Consider the following 20732-nt stretch of genomic DNA (forward strand, 5'->3'; position numbering starts at 1 on the left):
TCATTCAAATTAAAGCCATTTTAGATAACCTTATTGGCAGATATCAATCCAAACTCCTTTGGTGAGTTCTAATATACGCTGTGGTGAAATCCGCAACGCACTATTCACTGAGCCAGCTGCCGGCAATACTTCGCTATATTGTTGTAACGATACATCGCAATATACAGGTAATGCTTCTGGTAGCCCAAAAGGGCAAACCCCACCTACTGGATGACTCGTCAACTCAACGACTTCATCCGCTCTTAGCATCCTTGCTTTAGCCCCGAGAGCTTGCTTAACTTTTTGATTATCTAGCCTTGCTTCCCCAGCGCAAACCACCAGCACAACCTCATTTTTGACTTTTAAGGATAAGGTTTTCGCGATTTGATTTGGTTCAACATTATGGACAATCGCCGCCTGTTCAACTGTTGCAGTCACACCATCTGTTTCAAGAATTTCAATATCAGGGGCATGTTCGGCAATAAATTTTCTAACGGATTCAATACTCATCGTGATGCTCTTTCATTATGATTTGCAAGTAACTATTAGTTTTAGCTTACCTCCCGTCTTTTTTGTATTGAAAAAATTTCAAATAGCACCAAATCATCAAATTAAAAGGCCTGACTCCGATTGAATATCGAAATCAGGCCTTACAAGCCGCTTAACTAAAAGTGTCCAACTTTACGGGGTCACTTCAATTTGACAGCAATGGCTTTATACCTCTCAGTTTAATTACTAAGATTTATTCTTTTGCGTTTCAGCTTTGGCTTCTTTGGCTTCAACTTCACGGTACCAACGCGGGTGGTGTTTTTTCGCCCAACGGCGACTCACTTTTCCTTCGATCATGCCGTTAATAGAGCCTTTTACCCAAAATGCCATATACATATGGATCAATATCGCATGGATTAAAATAATTGCAGCAGCAGCATGGATCAATAAACTCCAACGCACTAACCACATAGGGAATAGATGGGCAAAATAAGGACGCCAGATAATGATCCCTGTCGCCAACAGAACAAAAATCATGCTCATGATGCTCCAAAACATCATTTTTTGCCCTGCGTTGTATTTCCCCACATCAGCCACATGGTGTTCATTGCCTTTTAACACTTCAACAATGTTTTTAATCCAAGGTAGATCTTGCTTGTCTGGAATATTATGTTTAACAAAACGAAAAAACATAAACATCAGCACAACAAAGATCAGCACACCAAAAAATGGATGAAGAATACGCCCCATTTGCGGTGTACCAAAGGTTTCAGTCAACCATTGTAATGTCGGGAAGAATAACGCTATCCCTGACAAAGCCACTAAAAAGAAGCTGATGACCACTGTCCAGTGACATGCACGGTCAATGAATTTTGTCCGAACAATCATTTTGCTCTTTTTACTCATGATCGTCTTTCTCCTCTTCATCATCCACTTCTTTATTTGGCCCAATTCCTACATAGTGGAAAATTAGACCGGCAAAAGTGGCAATAAAGCCTACCACTGAAAGTGGCTTGAGAACCCCTTTCCAAAGGTTAATCGGTGTATCTATTTGAGGATCTTTTGGTAATCCATGATAGAGCTGAGGGTTGTCCGCATGTTGTAACACGTACATAACGTGTGTGCCGCCAACGCCTTGTGGATCGTAGATCCCCGCATTACTAAAGCCTCGCTTCTGAAGCTTAGTGACGCGTTCATCTGCATACTCCAACATCTCTTGCTTAGTACCAAAATGAATGGCGCCTGTTGGGCAAGTTTTCACACACGCAGGCTCTTGCCCTACCGCGACTCTATCCACACATAAGGTGCATTTATACACTCGATTATCTTTCGGATTCAGCCGTGGAATATTAAATGGACAACCCGCAATGCAGTAGCCACAGCCAATACAATGTTCAGATTGGAAATCCACAATCCCATTGGCGTACTGAATAATGGCACCCGCGGAAGGACAGGCTTTTAAGCATCCAGGATCACTACAATGCATACAGCCATCTTTGCGGATCAGCCATTCGAGCTTACCGTTTTCAGTGGTTTCACTAAATCGCATCACGGTCCATGATTTGGCACTCAAATCCATTGGGTTATCATAAACCCCAACACAATGACCTACTTCATCACGAATATCGTTCCACTCTGAACAAGCAACCTGACAGGCTTTGCAGCCAATACAGGATGTCACATCAATCAGTTTTGCAACTTCAAACTTGTCATCACGCACCTGTGGCGGAGGCGTAATACTGTTGGTCGCGGAACGTTTAATAATGTCTTGAGATTGCATTTGTTCCCTCCCTTACGCCTTCTCGATATTAACTAAAAACGCTTTATACTCAGGTGTTTGAGAGTTTGCGTCGCCGACTGATGGTGTTAACGTATTGGTAATAAAACCTTTTTGTGTTGCACCTTCAAAGCCCCAGTGGATCGGTAAGCCAACCGTTTCAATCGGTTTACCATCGACCATCAAGGTTTGTAGTCGTTGAGTCACCACGGCAACTGCTTTGATAAAGCCTCGTTTGCTGCTCACTTTAACTTTGTCACCGTTGGCTATTCCTTTTGCCTTCGCTAACGTCTCACTGATTTCCACAAATTGTTCAGGTTGCACAATCGCATTTAAACGCGCGTGCTTAGTCCATGTATGGAAATGCTCAGTTAAGCGATAGGTGGTGCCGACATAAGGGAACTGCTCGTGATTTCCAAGGCGTTGTTTGTCCTCCTCAAAAATCCGTGCCGCTGGGTTTGAAATCACATTAGGATGTAATGGATTGGTGCCCAGTGGTGTTTCAAAAGGCTCATAGTGCTCAGGGAACGGCCCTTCTGCCATTTTATCAATCGCAAATAAACGCCCTAGACCTTCTGGCTGCATAATAAATGGCGCTGTCCCTACTTCAGGCGCAGAGGTATTAAAATCAGGAATATCATTACCGACCCATTTTTTACCATTCCATTCAATTAAGGTGCGTTTTTTATCCCACGGTCTACCTTGAGTATCACAAGATGCACGGTTATAAATGACACGTCGGTTTAGCGGCCATGCCCATGCCCAACCTAATGTATTACCGATGCCTGATGGATCGCTGTTATCACGATTTGCCATCTGGTTGCCTTTTTCTGTCCAACTGCCGGTATAGATCCAGCAAGACGAAGCCGTAGAGCCGTCATCGCGTAATAGCGCAAATGAACTGAGTAATTCACCTTTTTTGGCTTGCAAGTTGCCATCAGCATCATACAAATCGACCAATGCAACACCATTGTTCTCTTTCGCGACTTCTTCTGATTCAGGGTGGAATTGGCGTTTGTAGTTCCAACGCATTTGCATTAATGGATCACGGCCTTTGCCCCCCTCTTGCTCATACAGCTCACGAATTTTGTATAAAATACCTGTGAGTATTTGCCCATCATTACGTGCTTCACCGGGTGCATCCGCGGCTTGCCAGTGCCACTGTAACCAACGGCCTGAGTTAGCGATCGAACCATCTTCTTCAGCAAAACACGTCGATGGCAAACGGAAAACTTCAGTTTGAATAGCAGCTGGATCTACATCATTCATTTCACCGTGGTTTTGCCAGAAGTTTGCGGTCTCGGTTACCAACGGATCAACAACCACTAGGTATTTCAGTTTACTTAAACAACTGACAACTTTGTTTTTATCAGGGAATGAAGCAACTGGGTTAAATCCTTGACAAATATAGCCATTGACTTGATCTTTACTCATCATGTCAAAGTACTTCATCACGTCATAAGCCTGATCCCACTTAGGTAACCAGTCATAACCCCATTGGTTATCTTTTTGAGCCGCATCACCGTAGAAAGACTTCATCAAGCTGACAAAGAATTTTGGATAATTGCTCCAATAGTTAACTTGATTAGGTAACGTCGCTTTCGGTGTGTTTGCTGCCAAATAGCTGTCGACAGAAGTCAATTTTTCAGAAGGCAAGGTTAAATAACCCGGCAAGCTGGTGGATAACAGACCTAAATCGGTTAAACCTTGAATATTTGAGTGACCACGTAATGCGTTAACGCCTCCGCCCGCCATGCCCATATTACCTAACAATAATTGGATCATTGCCATAGTACGGATGTTTTGAGCACCAACAGTATGTTGCGTCCAGCCTAATGCATACAAGAAAGTGGTCGTTCTATCTGCTGTACTGGTTGATGCCAAAATCTCACAGACATTTAAAAAGTCATCTTTTGGCGTACCACAGATTTGCTCTACAATTTCAGGTGTATAACGCGAAACGTGTTGTTTGAGTAAGTTCCAAACACAGCGAGGATGTTGCAAGCTATCATCACGTAATGCATAACCGTTTTCATCAAATTGATAGTTCCAAGTCGTTTTATCATAAGCGCGTTTTTCTGCGTTATAACCACTAAATAAACCATCATCAAAGCTGAAATCATCCCTAACCAACAATGCTGCGTTAGTATAGTGTTGAACATACTCGGCATTGATTTTGTTGTTTTCAATCAGGTACAGCAAAACGCCTGACAAGAAGGTGATGTCAGTACCAGAACGAATAGGGACATAATGATCTGCAACTGATGCCGTGCGCGTAAAGCGTGGATCGATCACAATTAAGGTTGCATCATTATTGTTTTTCGCTTCTATCGCCCAGCGGAACCCAACAGGGTGTGCTTCCGCAGCGTTTCCGCCCATGACAATAATCACATCGGCATTTTTAATATCAACCCAGTGGTTGGTCATCGCACCGCGACCAAATGTTGGAGCAAGACTTGCTACCGTTGGTCCGTGTCAGACACGCGCTTGGTTATCAACTGCCAGCATCCCCAGTGATCTGGCAAATTTCTGGGTTAGCATACCGGTTTCATTGCTCGCCGCTGATGCACACAGCATCCCTGTGGAGAGCCAACGATTGACCGTGGTTCCTTGATCGTTTGTTTCAATAAAGTTGGCATCGCGGTCATCTTTCATCAATCTAGCGATGCGAGTAAATGCGTCATCCCAACTGATACGCTGCCATTTATCAGAGCCCGGTGCGCGATATTCAGGATAGCGTAAGCGGTTTTCACTATGGATATAGTCAAGTAAACCAGCGCCTTTCGGACACAGTGCACCTCGGTTGACTGGGTGATCAGGATCACCTTCAACATGGAAGATAGCCGATTTAGCATTCATGGCACCATCGCCCATGCTATAAATTAATAATCCACATCCTACAGAACAGTAAGTACAAGTATTACGAGTCTCTTTAGACCGAAGTAATTTATATTCACGTACATTGGCCATTGCCGTTGCAGGCATAAAACCTAACGCAGCTACAGTAGTACCTGCCATCCCGCCGGCACAGATTTTAAAAAACTTTCTGCGACTGACGTTCATTGCTTCCCTCTTTATATTTGTTTTATATACTCTAAATAATTCGAGGTGCAGATAAGCGACAAGCAAAGATAGATGGGAAATAAAATAAATAATGAAACCCACCTAGCGGAGCGTTGTCAACAACCCTGCAATTAGAAGTATAACGAGTATAAATCGGTCGCAGAATATCAGCGCATGATAATAATATATTGCCTAAAATCAATGAATGTGAAAATAAATAGTAAATTAATATTATTTGAGTAGTTAATTTTCTTTTTAAAATACCACCAACTAGGTAATATTTCTCATTATTGATGCAGATCAATCCACCATAAATTTATAAAAAACAAAATAGGAATTAAAATCAAAAAATAGAATTTAGCTTAATTTATAAATAATCATTCCTAAGCTTAACTAAAAAGAAATAATAATATTATAATTATATTTTATACGTATGCTAAATAATTTGAGATAAGGCTGAGCGATAAACATTTATAGTACTGTGCATATATAAGTATGTCGTCAGCCGCAAACAATCCCTACCACCATAAAAAATTATAAATTCATAGTGTTAGCTACTTCCAACCACTAATAATAATACCTGCGCCAATAAATACCACGATGGCACCGAGCCAATCGGTTGTGGTTAATGATACGCCATCAACAACACGTAGCCATATCAATGCCGTTGCGATATAAATTCCACCATAAGTTGCATAAATACGGCCGCTTGCCTCTGGGTGCAATGTTAGCAACCAAACAAATATGATTAAACATAATGCAGCGGGTAATAATAACCATATTCCTCCCTGCTTTTTCATCCATAAGTAAGGGAAATAACATCCCGCTATTTCAGCCAATGCAGTTAAGAAAAATAAACCAATAATCTTTAATGACATAAATTTATCCTCTATCAAATTACTGTGTTTTATCTTGCCGAATTATTGGTTTTTAATAACTCAATCAATTCCTGTGCGCCCCGTTTTAATACCTGACCTTTTAAACAGGTAATATGAATGGGAAGTTCCAAACCATTTGGGGTATTTTTAAACTCCAGCTGTTTTAGCGCACCAGACTGAAGTTGATCTTTGATTAAAGAAATGGGTAAATTTCCCCACCCCATACCTGCTTTCACTAAACCTAGAGCCATAGTAAAGCTTCCCACCCGCCAAAAATTTGTTGCTACCACCGACCGAATGTCACTTAATTGACGCTGAAAACTGCTGATCACAATTTGCCGTGTTTGCACTAAATCTTCGATAAACAAGCCTGTTTTGTGAGCAATTGATGGGTGATCGGCACTAATAGTTGCAACTAAAGACTCATAACCAATACAATAAAACTGCTCCTGTGAATTCACCGATAACCCACCAAACGCCATCGCTAATTGAATTTTGTGCTCATGCAGCAGGGGGAAAATATCATCTTGTGCCGCAGTGATTAACTCCACATGCATTAAAGGGTAGCGCTGGCTAATTATTTTTAGCGCTTCAAACAGCATATTTGGGTTTATCCCTTCGGCAACACCAATGGTTAATGTGCTTTCAACACCTTCAGTTAATTCACGAGAAAAAATATTTAACTGCCACAAATTATCCACAATATTGCGAGCGTAAGGCACTAAAGCGAGCGCTTTCTCCGTGGGTTTTGGCTCACGTGTATGCCTTTCAAATAGTAAAAAACCTAACTCCGCTTCTAAATTAGCAATAGCCATACTTACCGCTGAAGGCACTTTATGCAGCGATCGTGCTGCTGCTGAAAATGAACCTTTTTCTATGACCGTTAAAAATATACTTAAATTTTCACTATTAAATGGCATCGCTAACCTTTCAATAATTCTGACAGTAGTTAACTTTTATTATCACCAATATTGACTTAACTTACCAGCTCTCACAGCACAGAATAATGGATATAAAATGCAAGGTATCAAACGTAAAGTGGTTTTTATTACCGCCTATGAAGTCATTGGCTGGGTTATTTCATCATTAGCACTGGCATTTCTTTCGGGGAATTCAGCGGGTACTACAGGCCCCTTGGCTTTGGTGATTACTACCATTGCCGTTAGTTGGAATTTTATTTTCAATGTTGCTTTTGAATATTGGGAATCTAAACAAAAATCAAGAATTCGAACATTTCGCCGTCGATTTATTCATGCGATTTTATTTCAATTAACTTTAGTGATCTTTTTGATCCCTTTAATTGCATGGTGGCTATCAATTAGCTTGCTACAAGCACTCATACTCGATTTTGCGCTAATTATTTTTATTCCTATTTATACTTTCTTTTTTAACTGGGCATTCGACAAAATATTTGGGCTCCCTACATCAGCTTTGCCACAACAAGAGCATAGCCATTAATAGGCCAATTCAATAGCCATCCGAATAAGGATGGCTATGACCTAATTTACCACTGGTCTCCGCCGCGGAAATCGCAATACAATGAAGCGGTGAAATCAATACTCTCATTCGCTGACCACCCCATCACACCGCCCTCTTCTTCAATGGAGCGCATATATTGTCTCTGTTTTAGCTCAAATAAGCTGCCTTTCCACACCTTCCAACCCACAGAAGAATAAAGTTGCTGCCCTTCTTCTGAAGCTGATAACAACCCTAGCTGGTAACATGAACTAATGATCTCGTTGGTGTGTTGCATCAAATGAGTACCAATTCCTTGGCGACGATAAGTTTGCTCAACCACCATCGCTTCAACGTAACCCACTGAAATGGGTTCATTATTTATGGCCATATTTCTCTGTATAATAGCAACATGACCAATCATTTTTTGTTGGTCATAGGCAATAACATGCATACCACCTAATGTATGTTGAAAGTCATCGTCGCTAAAATCATTATCAAAGCCTTCTACTAGCAAACTAAATAGCATTTCTTTTTCACTGGGTGTTAATTGAGAGGTATGCAAAAAACGGTATTTTATAGTCATAATTTACCTATGAAGAGTGGAGAGAAAGACAGTGATTATAAAAGTTTTCACTTATCGTCAATGAAAAAGAAATGCCTTGATAATCTCTACAGTGAATTGGCCAGCGTTGATTAATATCGCCTTACCATGGACGCACATTTACCCGAAATATTTAATTTCAGCGAGTTATTCGATGGGCAATGGGTTCATATTAACCTCAATCGCCCCATTCTCTGAAAGCGATAAGCGTATTTAAGGTTAATATAAACGATGACACTGAATAAAAAGTTATATTCGTCATCCTGCAAGTTGCAGGGCTTTTGTTAAGGTATAAGTGACAACACTCAGCTAGCCGAGTCACATAGTCTATCTATACTCCGCGACTATCTTCGCTTGTCGCCTACCCGCAACTTGAATTATTTAGAGTATAAGTTAAAAACTGTACTCTTTATAAAGCACGTTCTGGTGATATTGCTGTCAATTTCCCACGCACAATCACTTTAGCAGGCTTAGCCGTATCATCAGATGCTCTTCTCACCGCCATATTGATCACTTGCCAAGCAATTTCTTGTAAGTCGTGAGAAATACAAGGGAAATTAAAACCATATATTGATGAATAAGACACTTCATCAATGCTAAATAAAGCCACATCATCACGTAGTGAAATTTGATGCTTTATACAAGCCTTGATAATCCCTAAAGAGATTTGGTTATTACAACCAACAAAATAATCGGGGGCTTTATGATGTTGCAGATAATTATCTGTTACCTTATAGGCTTCGTCCATCAGGAAGTCGGCATATAAAATATCAACTTTATCGACACTGCTTTGCAATGCTGCATTTAAACCTGTTACTCGGTCTCTAGCAACATTCGAATCTTCAGGACCTGAAACGATCACGACTTTTTTTGCGCCTTGCGATTGCAAAAAGCGCCCTGCTTGCAAACCACAATCTAAATTATCAATATAAACGCCGCTACATTGCTTAATGTCCACTTCCCTATCCACTAAAATAACTGGGATATTTAATAATTCTAGTTGCCTAAAATAAGCAGGCTTATAAAAGCGATCAGATGAAACAACAGACAAAATAATGGCATCCACGTTATACCCGATCAGTTTTTCAATGATACGTGCTTCATTTTCTTTTGATTCATAAGAATCAAAAACCAACGTGTCATAACCTACATGATAAGCTTCTTGCGTCATCAATTTCGCTAATCCACCAAAAAATGGATTTCCCATATCAGGGGTAACGATACCGATAGTCTTTGATGATTTAGCACGTAGGCTGCGTGCCACAGTGTTTACCACATAGCCTATTTTATCTGCTGCTTCTAAAATCCTTTTTAAGGTTTCGGGATGAACTTTGTCTGGCTGTGAAAAAGCACGGGATGCAGTAATTTTACTAACATTTGCAAGTGCCGCGACATTTTCGAGTGTCACCTTCTGTGACTTATGATCGGCCAATTTCATCTCCTCATTAAACTAAGTATCATTTTATACCATTATAGTATCATTTAATCGTTTCAGTCATGCAAAATCCGTTCAATAACTCAAACGCCTTCCAAGCGCCGCACGCGAGGATCAGTAAAAATATCTAATTCGTCACGACTCTCGCTGGAAAACTCAGAAACAACCGCTCCCATACTGCCGGCCTTAAACCAATGTAATGTATTGGGTTTTATCGTATATTGATCACCTGCTTTTAATAAAATAAAGCGATCACATTGATACCATTGTTCATCCCCTTCAGGCTTAGTACAAATAGGTTCACCTGAATCATTTTGATTTAATTTGAGTGTTGGGTCATCGACAAAAAGATATACTTCCCCCCAACGACAACGAAACGTTTCTTGCTTACCTATTGAATCATCAAAAGGAGGGTGTCGATGCTCAGGACAGACTTGATTAGGAAATAGCACCAGCTCTTTCGCACAATAACGTTCGTTATTACAATAAGTTAGCAACTGCAACCCAGAACGTGGATAATCAGGTAAACCAAAACTGGCAATTTCAATCCGCGCTTTTTCTTCTTCAGTGATAGTTATGTGTGCCTGTTGTAAAAAGTTTATCACTTGTTGGCGGTAATTATCTTTATTCATGCTGCGACTCTCCTTAATGATACCGATAACATTATAACGGTATTCAAATTACAAAAAATGTGATCAACCAGCCCATTTTTCCGCTTATCGTTACAAAAAAGCTACTCATTTAATGAAACTATAACCTACATCACATAAAAATAATAAAATTCGATCTAATATCCGCATCATTAAAATGATATCGATACCATAAAAATGAGCTAGAGGTGATCATGAAAGCATTAGTACTCGAAAAAGCAGGAAAAATTTCTATTCAAGATTGGCAAAGTCCTGAAATCCTTGGAGAGGATGATGTCGAAATTAAAATTCATACTGTTGGAATTTGTGGTAGCGATGTTCACTACTACCAACATGGTCGTATCGGCCCATTCGTGGTCGAAAAACCCATGATCCTCGGTCATGAAGCCTCTGGGGTCATTACTGCCGTCGGTAAAAATGTCTCGCATTTAAAAGTTGGCGATCGCGTGTGTATGGAACCGGGGATCCCAAATCTACAATCCACACAGTCTCGCGCGGGTCTCTATAACTTAGATCCTGCGGTACGTTTTTGGGCAACACCACCCGTTGATGGCTGCTTACGGGAAAGTGTTATCCACCCTGCTGCATTCACCTTTAAGTTACCTGAAAACGTCAGTTTTGCAGAAGGTGCGATGGTGGAACCTCTGGCTATTGGTATGCAAGCTGCAACTAAAGCCGAGATCAAACCGGGTGATATTGCCTTAGTGATTGGTGCAGGAACCATTGGCATTATCACGGCATTGTCTGCGCTGGCAGGCGGCTGCTCTGATGTCATTATCTGTGATTTGTTTGATAAGAAATTAGAAGTTGCCAAACAATACCCAGGACTACACGCGATCAACAGTAAAGATACACAAGCCATCGCAGATAAAGTCAGTGAATTAACCGAAGGCAATGGTGTTAATGTACTGTTCGAGTGCAGTGGTGCTAAAGCCGTTATTGCCAATATCACGGAACATATGGCTCCCGGTGCTATTGCTGTTTTAGTCGGTATGCCAATTGACCCAGCACCACTGGATATCGTTTCCGCACAAGCGAAAGAAATCACCTTTAAAACCATTTTCCGCTACGCAAACATGTACCCTCGCACTATTCGCTTGCTCAGTTCAGGCAAACTGAATGTAAAACCACTCTTATCAGCAACCTATAAATTTAAAGATAGCGTTGAAGCCTATGAGCGTGCTGCTGAAGGCCGCCCAACCGATATTAAAATTGTGCTGGAAATGGAGTAATCAATGACACTGTATGCTGGGATCGATTGCGGTACACAAAGTACCAAAGTCGTTATCGTTGATAGCGAAAGCGCACAAATTTTGGGCGAAGGCTTTGCGTCACACCCGCTGATTAGTGAAGCATCTGGGCGCCGTGAACAGCATGCTTCTTGGTGGACGGATGCCTTAGAAAGTGCATTTTGCCAAGCCATCAATAATGCTGAAATCGATGGTAAGCAGATTGCCGCGATTTCAGTATCAGGCCAACAACACGGTTTTGTGCCGCTTGATCAACAAGGACACGTTATTGCGCCAGTGAAATTGTGGTGTGACACAGAAACAGCCGTAGAAAATCAAATGATTATTGATGCGTTAGGGGGAACACAAGGTGCTCTCGCTCAGCTGGGGCTAATGCCTCAAACGGGTTACACCATTTCTAAAATTTTATGGTTAAAAACGCACCACCCTGAATTGTGGGAGCAGCTAGATACCGTACTGTTACCACATGATTACCTTAACTTTTGGTTAACAGGTGTACGTGTTGCTGAATATGGTGATGCATCTGGCACTGGCCTATTAAACATTCGTTCTCGTGAATGGGATTTACATACCATCAATTTAGTTGATGATTCAGGTCGCTTACAACACGCACTACCGCGATTAGTCACGGCAGAAACCTGTATTGGTACGGTATTACCTGATATTGCGGATAGACTTGGCATTTCTCATCAAACCAAAGTCGCTTCAGGTGGCGGTGACAATATGATGGCGGCTATTGGCACGGGGAATATAAAGCCCGGTATTATCACCATGAGTTTAGGCACATCAGGGACATTATTTACTTATTCAGATACGCCAATTATTGCTGATTCTGAAATGATTGCAGGCTTCTGCTCATCAACCAATGGTTGGTTACCGTTGATTTGCACGATGAATGTCACCTCAGCGACGACGACGATTCAAAACTTTTTGAATCTGGATCTGAATGGCTTTAATCATGCGTTAGAACAAACCGCTCCCGGTGCCAATGGATTGAAAATGCTGCCATTTTTTAATGGTGAACGTGTTCCTCAACTCCCTCAAGCGAAAGCCAGTATCCATAATATTGATAGTAATAATTTAAATGCACATAACCTCAGCCTTGCAGTGGTTGAAAGTGCCACTTATGGCTTACGTTTTGGTATTGATTTATTCCGTAAGCAAGGCATCCAAGCCAATGAAATTCGCTTAACTGGTGGTGGAGCCAAAAGTGCCAAATGGCGTCAAATTGTTGCCAATATCATGAATTCTCCGGTTATTTGTGTCACTAACAGTGAAGCCGCTGCACTTGGCGCTGCAATACAAGCCATCTGGTGTGACACGCTAACGGAACAAGATGATAAAACAGAATTGCTAGCACAAATTTGCCAACGATTTGTTCATCTTGATGAAAGCACATTAGTCAAACCTGATCATACTCATGTTTCATGCTACGAGGCACTGTACCAAGATTATCTTTCCTTACTACAAACTGAATATCCAGAGGTGGCCATATGACAAACTCAGTGGACATTCAGGCAGATGAACTTCTTCATATTACAGGGGTTAAAAAATCATTTGGGCCAGTTGTCGCTCTCAAAAATGCACAATTTAGTCTTAAAAAAGGCTCTATTCACGCATTATGTGGTGGTAATGGCGCAGGTAAATCAACCTTTTTAAGTATCCTAATGGGGTTCATTCAGCCTGATTCAGGTGACATCATTGTTAAAGGCCAACATTGCCATTTTCAACAGCCTAAAGATGCGCTCAATGCTGGTATAGCCATCGTTCAACAAGAGCTTAGTTCTATCCCTGATCTGACTATTGCTGAAAATATTTGGTTAGGTCGTGAGCCTAAAAAATTAGGGTTTGTTGATTTTAAAAAGATGAATCAACTCACCGCTGATTTAATGGCCGATTTACATTTTGATTTATCACCGACAGAGAAAGTCCGTAATCTCAGCGTTGCCGAGCAACAATTGGTGGAAATTGCTAAAGCACTTTCTCATGCTGATGCAGATATTATTATTATGGACGAGCCAACGTCTGCCATTGGTGAAGAAGATGCACAAAAGATTTTCGATGTGATCACGCATTTAGCGCAAAAAGGTAAAGGGATCATCTACGTCTCTCATCGCTTATCTGAAATATTTCAAATCGCTGATACTTTTTCCATTTTCCGTGATGGGACTTTTATTACTGAAGGTGCCATTGCTGATATCACGCGTGAACAACTCATTGAGCACATTATTGGCGGTGAGTTTAAGGATGAGTTCGCCAAATTTAATCAACCAACCAATGAAACGCTGTTAACTGTCGAACAAGTGAGTTGGCTGGATAAAATAAAACAGATCAATCTAACCCTTAAAAAAGGCGAGATATTAGGTATTTATGGTCTGGTTGGCTCTGGTCGCAGTGAGTTCCTTGATCTCATTTTTGGTATTGAACATGCCACGACTGGAACCATAAAAATCAATGATACTCAATTAGGCAAACATTCACCTCAAGATGCTATCAAAGCCGGTATTGCTTATGTGACGGAAGACCGCAAAGAAACAGGACTCATGTTAGGTCGTTCGATTAGTGAAAATATTAATATCGCTTCATTTTCAGCCATCAGCAAAGCCAGTTTTATCAACGAAAAGAAAGAGCAAGCTCGCTCCATCGATATGATCGAACTGTTTAATATTAAAACTCCTGATGCTGAACAGCTTGCAGGAAATCTCAGTGGCGGAAATCAGCAGAAAGTCGTCCTTGGTCGCTGGGCGTTGCTTGATCCTGAAGTGATGTTATTGGATGAACCGACACGAGGCATTGATGTCGGAGCCAAAAAAGAAATTTATCGCTTTATGTCTGAATTTGCCTTGAAAGGTAAAGGGATCATCATGGTTTCTTCCGAGCTATCCGAAATAATTGGCATGAGCGACCGAATAATTGTTTTCCGTAACGGTGAACTTGCCGGTGAGCTATCCGCAGCTGAAGCCACCCAAACAGAATTAATGAAGCTTGCTGTTTAATTTATCGACATCGTTTTTACTAAAAGAATTAAGAGAAAAACAATGACTACTACTTACTCTACACCAACACCGGGGATGTCTTTACTCGCCCGCAACAAGAAAAACATGCATAAGTATGGAATTATCATGGCTTTCTTTGTGCTTTGCCTTATCGTCGCAGTCATTGGCGAAGTACAAGTTGCTCGTGGAGAATGGACCAACAACTATTTTCTTAGCCAAGACAATATGATGATTGTGTTACGCCAAATTTCTATTAACGGTATATTGGCGATTGGCATGACCTTTGTGATTATCACCGCTGGGGTCGACTTATCTGTCGGTTCTGTGCTTGCTCTTAGTGGTATTGTTGCTGCGCGTTTCGCCACAACCAACGCAGGGCTTTCCATCGGTGATACTGCTAATGCGGTTATGGTGCCGATGATCATCGCATTAGGCATTGGCATCATATGTGGCCTGATCAACGGCACTATCTTAGCTAAATTTAACCTTCAACCCTTTATCGTTACCATGGGGATGCTATCTGCGGCACGTGGTTTAACACTGTTAACCACCGACGGTAACCCGGTTTCGCAACTGAATAGCGATTTTAGATGGCTAGGTAATGGCTATATTTTTGATATCCCAGTCCCTGTTGTCTTGCTGATTGTTATCTTCGCTCTCGCTTGGATCCTGCTGAATAAGACCACTTTTGGCCGCTATGTTTATGCTGTGGGAGGTAACCCCAAAAGTGCTAGAACATCCGGGATCAGCGTGATCAAAGTCAAAGTATTAGTTTATACACTCTGTGGTGCGCTAGCGGGGATCGCTGGTTTGATCTTAACCGCTAGAACTGGCTCTGCGCAAACGAGTGCTGGTGGCGCGTATGAATTAGATGCTATCGCCGCTGTCGTCATCGGCGGAACCAGTATGTCTGGTGGCGTCGGCACCTTAGTGGGTACTTTCTTCGGCGTATTAATTATTGGTGTTATGAACAATGGGTTGGATTTATTAGGTGTTCCATCCTATTACCAACAAATTATTAAAGGTGCATTAATCGTCATCGCTGTACTGCTCGACCCTTCACGTAAACAAAGACGTGATTAATTAAAACAACACTGAACCCTCACTGTGAAAGGTATAATAATGAAAAAAATGACTAAAATTGCAGCTCTTACCACTGCATTATTGATGAGTAACATGGCGCTCGCTGCTAAAGAAGAGCCTGTAAAAATTGCCATTTTGATGTATGGCATGAAGGCTGAGTTCGTCCAGTTAATGGAGAAAGCGGCAAAAGAGCATCCTGCGGTTAAAGACGGCGAAGCCATCATTACCGTTTACGATGGCCGTTATGATCCAATGGTACAAAATAACCAAGCTGAAACAGCAATTCAAACTAAAACAGATGCGATCATTATCAACCCAATGGATTATGAGGCCAATATTGATGTGGTCACCATGGCAAATGAAGCTAAAATTCCTGTAATTGTCACTAACGCCCGCCTAAATACCGACAAAATGACCGCTGAAGTTGTCTCTGATGACGTTCTAGGTGGCTACATGGAAGCTAAAGCAGTGCTGGAAAAAATGAACTGTGAAGGCAATGTAGTGATCATCGAAGGCCCTAAAGGGGGAAGCGGTGAAATCCAACGTGGTGAAGGTAACGATAAAGCCATTGCCGAATGTGGCCCAGGAAAAATCAAAGTATTAGAGCGCAAAACCGCAAACTGGTCACGGGCAGAAGCGATGCCACTGATGGAAAACTGGCTACAAAAACACCGTGGAAAAATTAACGGTGTTATTGCACAAAATGACGAAATGGCCTTAGGTGCAATCGAAGCCATTAAAGGTGCGGGCCTTGAAGTAAACAGCTTTGCCATTGCTGGTGTTGATGGCGTTTCTGATGCGATTTTTGCGGTTCAGGACGGTGAAATGGTTTCCATTCTGCAAGATGCTAATGCACAAATGCAAGGCTCTATCGATATCGCAATGAAATCAGTAAAAGGCGATAGCTATCAGCCAAAATCAGCGATTTGGAAACAATATGCAGATCAACTGCAATGGAATGATGGTAAAGATCAGCGCTACCAAATTCCTTGGACGGTCGTAACCAAAGAAAATGCTCAACAGCTATTAGACGCACGTAAATAAGCCGTTATCATATCTCATTGATACACAATATCACCGCCTGATTTTAAGGCGGTGATATTCATCAGTATAGCCACTATTTCTCTAATGCTTTTGTATCTGCACATATCAACGGAAAATCATTCACTGAACTTTCAAGTGCTCGCTTAGTGAGACTTTCAAGTGAATGGAATAGTTGCTCAGCCTGCTCCTCCGATAAGTCGGCGGCTAAATAATCATTCCATTTATCTAACTTATGGTTTAGTTCGCTGACAATGGTTGCGCCAAGCTCCGTTAGAGAAACATGGTACGCACGCTTATCTATCTGACTATTCGTTTTCTCAACCCACTTTTTTTCAAGAAATTTCCCTACACCTCGCGTCGTGACGGATTTATCCACTACCATTGCTTTAGAAATTTGCTCCAAAGTCAAAGCATCATTTTGATGGATATGTAAAATCATCAAACATTCAATCGCATTAATTCCATATGGCTCGCCCATCCATTTCATATAATGATGAGCGGCTCGACTTATCACGCCAAATACTCGGGCTTGTTCTGTACGCATAACACCTCTTTAGTTGATTTTATCAACCAATTAGTCGATAATCAGCTGGCATTTGGTTGATTTTATCAACTAACAACCCATTTAACACCCCGAAAATTACCCATATTTTATGTCACTAAATACAACTTTACTGCACCGCTTAGGATTTAACGCAGCGCGCTTTCGTTTTGCCGTCATTACCGCATGTGCCTCTATTGCGGCACTTTTTATCGCTCAATATTTAGAATTGATCCATCCACAATGGGCAGCGATGACGGTTTGGGCATCTGCGCAACCTTGGCGTGAAAATTTATTAGAAAAAAGTTGGTGGCGCTTTGCAGGTACTGTCAGTGGTGTCCTTGCAGGGGTGATTTTGCTCCATTTAAATTTAATTCACCCTTTATTATTTATTCTTGGCCTTGCCATTTGGTTAGGTGGATGTAGTGGTATAGGTCAACTGCAAAAAGGCTTTGTTGCTTATGGCACATTACTTGCCGGTTATTCAGCGGTCATGGTCAGTATGCTCAGTATCCATGATACCAATAACCTCTTTGCTGTCGCATGGGATAGGCTTTGGACTATTCTTGTTGGCGTACTTTCAGCGGTTGTTTTTAACTTTTTATTTACGCCTAAACGTCAACAAGAACCTATCATTGCTCTTAGAGATCAAATAAATACTCAGTTTTACCAAATCCTTCATGACGTACTCGAATTGAAAAAACCAGTGAAAAAACAGGTTATCGAGCAACTGTGGCAACTTATGACAAGTTACGAAGAGATGTTAGAAGCGAACCGAATTGGTTGGCGTTACCACCGTAAACAAGTCGCTAAAGCACGTCAAAAATTGATTTCACAAAGCCAAATACTATTGCACTTAGATAATTATCTAACGATTGCACCTTTTTACTTTCCACCCCAAGAACCTACAAACACACAGTGGAAGCAAATACTCTCTCTTTGCCCCAATGGCCTCCTAAAAACCTTATTGATCCCGCTTTACTATGTAACGCAAGAGAAATCCATCAAACGAATAAAGAAAATTGATAAATTAAAACTCCATCAAGATAGAATTTCTGCATGGCACACTGTTTTTCGTTCATTTGTTACCATTGGCGTAGTAGGACTTTTATGGTTATGGACGCAATGGCAAGCCTTGGCCTATCTCACTCTCGGTCTATCGGTCATGCTAGCTTTGTTTGCTTCACTAGATTACCCCGCAAAATTTATGAAAAATATCTTTACGGGGCAATTTCTTGGAGCCATTACCGCATTAATTTGTACGTGGCTTTTATGGCCTTTTGCTTCTTCTTCATGGCAAATGACCTTTCTCATCATCCCTGTAATAATCAGTGGTGTGATTATTTTTTCCCATAATAAGCTGATCCTCATCGCCTTTGATTACATTATGGTTTCACTCATTTTGCTGCAACCTACTTATCCCTACTCGCTATCATTTGCACAAAGTATAGGCAATGCTATCGCGATTGTTTCAGGCCCATTAGTCGCAATGGTTGCTTTTGCATGGATTTATCCCACCAGCCCTAAAAAACGTTATCGACAATTATTGTATCTTGCAGAGCAACAATTCCAACAAGGTATCAATAGATTAATTCAGGGAAATAAAGCCTCAACCACCCAATTTATGCATCGACTATTTAGTGGATTATTGCTGGCACGCAAAAATGAACAACATCCTGAGCCGACATTAGCATTTTTTACAGCACGGCACGGAATTTGGCTAAATTTACTGATATTACATAAGCGATATTCGTATCATGAATCGAAAAAAAGAGCACTCCATGCACTTGAAAGGCGTATTCAACAAGGCAGGCTTGAGCAATTAAAAATTGCGGCTATTTTTAAAAAGCTAAAACGAAATGAGATAAGAAACAACGAACTTACTCAATTAGAAGTGCATTTAAAAAAGCTGTTGGATGAAAAAATGCCTTAGTATTAATCAATAAATAACACCTTATATTTATTCAATAGATTTACTCATTGTGAGGCACAATATTATTCTTTGGTAGCGGCTTCAAAAATAGAATAAGTATCAGTGCAATAATGACAATAATAAACGTCAAACTGAATCCATTAATAAAGGAACCGACATAGGCTTCCCGATTTATCAGCGATAAAAGCGTCAAACTTGTGTCTTCAGAAAGTAACTTTTGCTCACCGGTTTGGATAAATGCTCTTTTGGCGTCAAAATGTTCATCAAAAGAAATACGTAAATAGGTATTCATTAATGCCCCTGAAAGAGCTGGCATTAATACCCTTGCGATAGAAACATAAGCGCCCAAATGCAAGGCAAATTGAGGTTGCATATTGACAACAAATGACGCAATTAAACCGATTAAAACTAAACACTCACCTATCGATTGTATCACCATCAAAGGAATAAACTCATGCACTCGCCATTGATAATCAACTTGCATACCTAAAATACAGCTGCATCCTATGAGTGCAACACCTACTGTCATCAATAACCGAGCATCAATTCGTTTAGCCAGCCACACAGCTATAGGACTGAAGAGTAGATATACAATAAATGCAATATTAGTGACCTCGCCAATTTGCTGTGGTTTTAATTCCCCAATAGAAGATAAAAATGAAGGAACAAATAACGAATTCGCTAGCATTAAAAAACCATATAAACACGAAATTATGAAACAAAGACATAGATTGCGATTTGCCAGCCAATGAGGCTGAGCAAAAGTTTTATCGAAAAATAATGCTCTACAAATAAAAATACCGAATAAAATAACACTACTAATTAAACATGAAATAATAAATCCAGAGTTCTCCCATCCCAACATTTCACCTTGAACAACAGCGACATATAATAAAACTAAACTTAAACTTTTCAGCGCCATACCGCCCCAATCGGTTTCAGATAGTAGCGCATAATTAACTTTACTTAACGGTATACCTTTCCAAGCAAAAATAAATATCAATACAGCGAAAAAAGCACATACCCAATATAGCCATTGCCAGCTAAATGTATCAACAAGAGTGCCGGAAATTCCAACTCCGGCATCCATCCCCAAAGAAACCCTTAAGCTGTATGCCGCCATAACAATTAACCAAACACTAGGTTGTAAGCTTCTTAAAGCTAATGAAATGGTCATCGGAAGATAGACCCCTAAACATAAGCCTAAAATAAAATGGATCACAATTAATACTTCAAAGCCATAATACCCACCTAAAAGAGGTGTACTTAAAAAAATACCCAATAAAATGGCACTCGTAGACATTAGAATTTTTTCAGCACCTAAAGTGACCATAAACCAAGGCGTTAATGTCATACTAATCAGCTGCGCTGAATTTAATGAAACATTAATCCATGTTCCCTCTTGCATATCGAATGCAAATACGCCTCGAATATCTGCTAATGAAAGAGAAAACATACGAATAAATAATGTTGATAAAACAGCACCAAGAAAAACAGAAATAACCGCAAATAATGGTTTTGTCTCTTTTGCTCCGTAAAATAAACTCAAGAACAT

Annotated in this window: 18 protein-coding genes; 7 read left to right on the forward strand and 11 right to left on the reverse strand. The window is 40.7% G+C overall.

From position 1 onward, the window contains the following. Window positions 1–30 precede the first annotated feature (30 nt). The 6 genes from SC428_RS06970 to SC428_RS06995 form a co-directional block, all read right to left on the reverse strand. Window positions 31–489 carry a YbaK/EbsC family protein gene (locus SC428_RS06970; RefSeq protein WP_070924830.1) on the reverse strand — a complete coding sequence of 153 codons (459 nt, stop codon included), beginning with the start codon at window positions 487–489 and terminating at the stop codon, window positions 31–33. 225 nt (window positions 490–714) lie between these two features. Next, on the reverse strand, window positions 715–1374 hold the full coding sequence (gene fdnI, locus SC428_RS06975; protein ID WP_070924831.1) for a formate dehydrogenase-N subunit gamma: 660 nt from the start codon (window positions 1372–1374) through the stop codon (window positions 715–717). Further along, a complete protein-coding gene (gene fdxH / locus SC428_RS06980) occupies window positions 1367–2248 on the reverse strand; it encodes a formate dehydrogenase subunit beta (protein WP_070924832.1) in 882 nt (293 codons plus the stop codon). Before fdxH ends, fdnI begins: the two co-directional genes overlap by 8 nt. A 12-nt stretch (window positions 2249–2260) precedes the next feature. Beyond that, a complete protein-coding gene (gene fdnG / locus SC428_RS06985; protein ID WP_318706569.1) occupies window positions 2261–5308 on the reverse strand; it encodes a formate dehydrogenase-N subunit alpha in 3048 nt (1015 codons plus the stop codon). Between the two features lie 554 nt (window positions 5309–5862). Further along, window positions 5863–6186, reverse strand: a complete 324-nt coding sequence (locus SC428_RS06990; protein WP_272580877.1) for a YnfA family protein — start codon at window positions 6184–6186, stop codon at window positions 5863–5865. Window positions 6187–6215: 29 nt separating this feature from the next. Then, a complete protein-coding gene (locus SC428_RS06995) occupies window positions 6216–7106 on the reverse strand; it encodes a LysR family transcriptional regulator (protein WP_140182607.1) in 891 nt (296 codons plus the stop codon). A gap of 97 nt (window positions 7107–7203) precedes the next feature. On the opposite strand from SC428_RS06995, the gene SC428_RS07000 reads away from it, so the two are divergent. Then, window positions 7204–7644: a PACE efflux transporter gene (locus SC428_RS07000; protein ID WP_318706573.1), complete on the forward strand. Its 441-nt coding sequence runs from the start codon at window positions 7204–7206 to the stop codon at window positions 7642–7644. Window positions 7645–7690: 46 nt separating this feature from the next. On the opposite strand, the gene SC428_RS07005 is transcribed toward SC428_RS07000, so the two are convergent. From SC428_RS07005 to SC428_RS07015, 3 genes are all read right to left on the reverse strand, one after another. Further along, entirely contained in the window at window positions 7691–8227 is a 537-nt protein-coding gene (locus SC428_RS07005) for a GNAT family N-acetyltransferase (RefSeq protein ID WP_318706575.1), read from the reverse strand. A gap of 427 nt (window positions 8228–8654) precedes the next feature. Next, window positions 8655–9683 (reverse strand): LacI family DNA-binding transcriptional regulator, encoded by a 1029-nt coding sequence (locus tag SC428_RS07010; protein WP_318706577.1) that lies wholly within the window; start codon window positions 9681–9683, stop codon window positions 8655–8657. An 80-nt stretch (window positions 9684–9763) separates the two neighbouring features. Next, the gene (locus SC428_RS07015; RefSeq protein ID WP_318706579.1) at window positions 9764–10312 is read right to left on the reverse strand and encodes a D-lyxose/D-mannose family sugar isomerase; all 549 of its coding nucleotides are present in this window, start codon (window positions 10310–10312) and stop codon (window positions 9764–9766) included. A 212-nt stretch (window positions 10313–10524) separates the two neighbouring features. Between SC428_RS07015 and SC428_RS07020 the strand changes: the two genes are divergently transcribed. The 5 genes from SC428_RS07020 (at window position 10525) to SC428_RS07040 (ending at window position 16703) form a co-directional block, all read left to right on the forward strand. Continuing rightward, on the forward strand, window positions 10525–11562 hold the full coding sequence (locus SC428_RS07020) for an NAD(P)-dependent alcohol dehydrogenase (protein WP_070924839.1): 1038 nt from the start codon (window positions 10525–10527) through the stop codon (window positions 11560–11562). Window positions 11563–11565: 3 nt separating this feature from the next. Beyond that, entirely contained in the window at window positions 11566–13077 is a 1512-nt protein-coding gene (gene xylB / locus SC428_RS07025; protein ID WP_070924840.1) for a xylulokinase, read from the forward strand. Next, window positions 13074–14576 carry a sugar ABC transporter ATP-binding protein gene (locus SC428_RS07030; protein ID WP_070924841.1) on the forward strand — a complete coding sequence of 501 codons (1503 nt, stop codon included), beginning with the start codon at window positions 13074–13076 and terminating at the stop codon, window positions 14574–14576. Before xylB ends, SC428_RS07030 begins: the two co-directional genes overlap by 4 nt. Window positions 14577–14651: 75 nt before the next feature. Beyond that, window positions 14652–15659: an ABC transporter permease gene (locus tag SC428_RS07035; protein WP_349481051.1), complete on the forward strand. Its 1008-nt coding sequence runs from the start codon at window positions 14652–14654 to the stop codon at window positions 15657–15659. Window positions 15660–15743: 84 nt separating this feature from the next. After that, the gene (locus tag SC428_RS07040) at window positions 15744–16703 is read left to right on the forward strand and encodes a substrate-binding domain-containing protein (protein WP_404826941.1); all 960 of its coding nucleotides are present in this window, start codon (window positions 15744–15746) and stop codon (window positions 16701–16703) included. Window positions 16704–16776: 73 nt separating this feature from the next. Here the strand turns inward: SC428_RS07040 and SC428_RS07045 are convergent, their stop codons facing one another. Beyond that, entirely contained in the window at window positions 16777–17247 is a 471-nt protein-coding gene (locus SC428_RS07045; RefSeq protein ID WP_140182622.1) for a MarR family winged helix-turn-helix transcriptional regulator, read from the reverse strand. A 109-nt stretch (window positions 17248–17356) separates the two neighbouring features. Between SC428_RS07045 and SC428_RS07050 the strand changes: the two genes are divergently transcribed. Continuing rightward, window positions 17357–19177, forward strand: a complete 1821-nt coding sequence (locus SC428_RS07050; RefSeq protein ID WP_318706586.1) for an FUSC family protein — start codon at window positions 17357–17359, stop codon at window positions 19175–19177. Between the two features lie 40 nt (window positions 19178–19217). Here SC428_RS07050 and SC428_RS07055 read toward each other — a convergent pair whose 3' ends face one another. After that, complete coding sequence (locus tag SC428_RS07055) at window positions 19218–20732, reverse strand: MFS transporter (protein WP_318706588.1); 1515 nt, start codon at window positions 20730–20732, stop codon at window positions 19218–19220.

This window comes from Providencia sp. 2023EL-00965, assembly GCF_033550225.1.
GTDB classification, from domain to species: domain Bacteria; phylum Pseudomonadota; class Gammaproteobacteria; order Enterobacterales; family Enterobacteriaceae; genus Providencia; species Providencia manganoxydans.

What these genes read in the sequence shown, in the direction of transcription:
- fdxH (WP_070924832.1), bottom strand. Translation starts at nt 2,248, where the DNA reads ATGCAATCTCAAGACATTATTAAACGTTCCGCGACCAACAGTATTACG.
- xylB (WP_070924840.1), top strand. Translation starts at nt 11,566, where the DNA reads ATGACACTGTATGCTGGGATCGATTGCGGTACACAAAGTACCAAAGTC.
- SC428_RS07040 (WP_404826941.1), top strand. Translation starts at nt 15,744, where the DNA reads ATGAGTAACATGGCGCTCGCTGCTAAAGAAGAGCCTGTAAAAATTGCC.
- SC428_RS07020 (WP_070924839.1), top strand. Translation starts at nt 10,525, where the DNA reads ATGAAAGCATTAGTACTCGAAAAAGCAGGAAAAATTTCTATTCAAGAT.
- SC428_RS07045 (WP_140182622.1), bottom strand. Translation starts at nt 17,247, where the DNA reads ATGCGTACAGAACAAGCCCGAGTATTTGGCGTGATAAGTCGAGCCGCT.
- SC428_RS07015 (WP_318706579.1), bottom strand. Translation starts at nt 10,312, where the DNA reads ATGAATAAAGATAATTACCGCCAACAAGTGATAAACTTTTTACAACAG.
- SC428_RS06995 (WP_140182607.1), bottom strand. Translation starts at nt 7,106, where the DNA reads ATGCCATTTAATAGTGAAAATTTAAGTATATTTTTAACGGTCATAGAA.
- SC428_RS07030 (WP_070924841.1), top strand. Translation starts at nt 13,074, where the DNA reads ATGACAAACTCAGTGGACATTCAGGCAGATGAACTTCTTCATATTACA.
- SC428_RS07010 (WP_318706577.1), bottom strand. Translation starts at nt 9,683, where the DNA reads ATGAAATTGGCCGATCATAAGTCACAGAAGGTGACACTCGAAAATGTC.
- fdnI (WP_070924831.1), bottom strand. Translation starts at nt 1,374, where the DNA reads ATGAGTAAAAAGAGCAAAATGATTGTTCGGACAAAATTCATTGACCGT.
- SC428_RS07050 (WP_318706586.1), top strand. Translation starts at nt 17,357, where the DNA reads ATGTCACTAAATACAACTTTACTGCACCGCTTAGGATTTAACGCAGCG.
- SC428_RS06990 (WP_272580877.1), bottom strand. Translation starts at nt 6,186, where the DNA reads ATGTCATTAAAGATTATTGGTTTATTTTTCTTAACTGCATTGGCTGAA.
- SC428_RS07035 (WP_349481051.1), top strand. Translation starts at nt 14,652, where the DNA reads ATGTCTTTACTCGCCCGCAACAAGAAAAACATGCATAAGTATGGAATT.
- SC428_RS07005 (WP_318706575.1), bottom strand. Translation starts at nt 8,227, where the DNA reads ATGACTATAAAATACCGTTTTTTGCATACCTCTCAATTAACACCCAGT.
- SC428_RS07000 (WP_318706573.1), top strand. Translation starts at nt 7,204, where the DNA reads ATGCAAGGTATCAAACGTAAAGTGGTTTTTATTACCGCCTATGAAGTC.
- SC428_RS07055 (WP_318706588.1), bottom strand. Translation starts at nt 20,732, where the DNA reads ATGTTCTTGAGTTTATTTTACGGAGCAAAAGAGACAAAACCATTATTT.
- SC428_RS06970 (WP_070924830.1), bottom strand. Translation starts at nt 489, where the DNA reads ATGAGTATTGAATCCGTTAGAAAATTTATTGCCGAACATGCCCCTGAT.